At 61.6% G+C, this 1,937-nt stretch carries 2 protein-coding genes and 1 pseudogene; 2 read left to right on the top strand and 1 reads right to left on the bottom strand.

Translation table 11 applies throughout. From position 1 onward, the window contains the following. Positions 1 to 857, bottom strand: a pseudogene (locus ABYW26_RS14015) (glutamine-synthetase adenylyltransferase); the annotation flags it as partial. Positions 858 to 1,030: 173 nt separating this feature from the next. Here ABYW26_RS14015 and ABYW26_RS14010 point away from each other — a divergent pair. Both ABYW26_RS14010 and ABYW26_RS14005 read left to right on the top strand, forming a co-directional pair. After that, positions 1,031 to 1,429 carry a DUF2852 domain-containing protein gene (locus tag ABYW26_RS14010; RefSeq protein ID WP_372605532.1) on the top strand — a complete coding sequence of 133 codons (399 nt, stop codon included), beginning with the start codon at positions 1,031 to 1,033 and terminating at the stop codon, positions 1,427 to 1,429. 59 nt (positions 1,430 to 1,488) lie between these two features. Then, positions 1,489 to 1,937 (top strand): RDD family protein (locus tag ABYW26_RS14005; RefSeq protein WP_372605531.1); only part of this gene is annotated, 449 nt, incomplete at its 3' end.

The raw sequence follows: 1,937 nt of genomic DNA, 5'->3' as shown, positions 1-1,937 counted from the left end.
TGATTGCGCCAGAAAAACGGCCGCAGACGGTCCAGATAGGCCCAGCCTGCGTCGATGTCCCCGGCACCGGGACGGGCCTTGATATGGGCGGCGCGTTCCCAAGTGCGGCCGACGCTTTCGTAATAGCGTTCCGCTGCGTCCATCGCCATGCAGACCGGCGTCACCCCGGCATCGGGGCGCAGGCGCAGATCGGTGCGGAACACATAGCCCTCGCCGGTCAGGTCCGACAGCAGCGCGGTCATCTTGCGGGTGGCGCGAATAAAGCTGGCGCGGGCATCGAAATAATCGTCGGGGTCGAACTGGTCCTGATCGAACAGGCAGATCAGGTCGATGTCCGAGGAATAGTTCAGCTCATGCGCGCCCTGCTTGCCCATCGACAGCGCCACCATGCCGCCAGCGCGCGCGGCGTCTTCGGGGCGGGCGCCGGGCAGTTTGCCACGGGCGATCTCGGCGGCGACCAGCCGTTTCAGGGCGGTGTCCACCGCCGTATCGGCCAGATCGGTCAGGGCGCGGGTGACGGTTTCCAACGGCCAGACCCCGGCCAGATCGGCCAGCGCGATCAGCAGCGCCGCCCTCCGCTTGGCCAGTCTCAACCCCGAGGAAAGCTGATCCAGCTCCAGCGCGCGCATCGCGGCAAGGATGTCGGCAAAGGCATCTTCGGGCGCAATGACCAAAGCCGCCTCAAGCCACGCGGTTTCCTTTTCCATCAGCCCTTTCAGATAGGGGCTGCACCCTATGGTGCCGCGCAAGAACTCGCGCAGCTCGGGCGCAAGCGTGCTCAGCGCCTCGGGCAGTTCGGCGGCGCGGTCGGCGTCAAAAGCGATGGGGGCGCGGGTGATACGGCTTGTGAATGTCATAGCCAAGTGATGCCGTGCCACGGGGAACCCGTCAACGGCCCTTTGATTTTGCTGGGTTTTCAAAAATAATGTAAATTTCATTCACATCACCTCTTGACCCGGAAGTTGAGAATGCCAATCTAGGCAATGTGAAAGACATTCACATCAACCTTCAACACGGGAGAGAATTCGTAATGAGTACCGTCGCAACCTGGCCCACGCAGGCCGAAACTTGGCTGGACAAGCGCGGCAAAGGCGCGTGGATTGCGGCCATGGTCGTCAGTTTCATCTTTTTCTGGCCCGTTGGCCTGGCCCTGTTGGCCTATATGATCTGGAGCAAGCGCATGTTCACCGGCTGTAAAATGCACAAACACTCGTCCTATCGCCGTCACCACCCGCACGGCTTTACCTCGTCGGGCAACACCGCGTTCGATGCCTATAAGGCCGATACGCTGCGCCGGTTGGAGGACGAACAGCAAGCCTTTGACGCCTTCCTTCAGCGCCTGCGCGAGGCCAAGGACAAATCCGAATTCGACGATTTCATGGAAGACCGCGCCCGCGAGACCCCGGAAACCGCCACGGCCGAACAGTAATTCCATCGTGCGCCCGGAAACGGGCGCACCCCCTTTTCATCATTCGCGCAAGTGCCTAAATGACCCACATGACCGATCCATACTGGGGTCTGCCCGACCCTGACCTTCACGCCGAGTTCTACGCCGATGTGCCGACCAAGCGCCTGATCGCTTTTGTGGTCGATACGGTGCTGATCGTGCTGTTGTCGCTGCTGGTTCTGCCGTTCACCGCCTTTACCGGAATCTTCTTTTTCCCGGTGCTGATGATGCTGGTAGGCTTTGTCTATCGCGTCGCGACCTTGGCCGGTGGTTCGGCCACGTTGGGGATGCGGCTAAGCGCGATCGAGATGCGCGACGCCCGTGGTCAGCGGCTGGGCTTGTTTCTGGCCTTTTGGCACACGGTTCTGTTCTCGGTGTTCTTTGCCTCGATGCTTTTGCAGGCGGCGTCGATCCTGATGATGCTGACCGGGGCGCGGGCACAGGGCCTGCATGATCTGCTTCTGGGCACCGCCGCCGTTAACCGCGCCGC

Source organism: Actibacterium sp., from assembly GCF_041584535.1.
Lineage (GTDB): Bacteria > Pseudomonadota > Alphaproteobacteria > Rhodobacterales > Rhodobacteraceae > Actibacterium_D.
The sequence above is the reverse complement of the archived record's forward strand: the minus strand, read 5'-3'. Positions and strand labels throughout refer to the sequence as shown.

Excerpts from the sequence above, each read along its gene's own strand:
- ABYW26_RS14010 (WP_372605532.1), top strand. The coding sequence starts at position 1,031 with ATGAGTACCGTCGCAACCTGGCCCACGCAGGCCGAAACTTGGCTGGAC.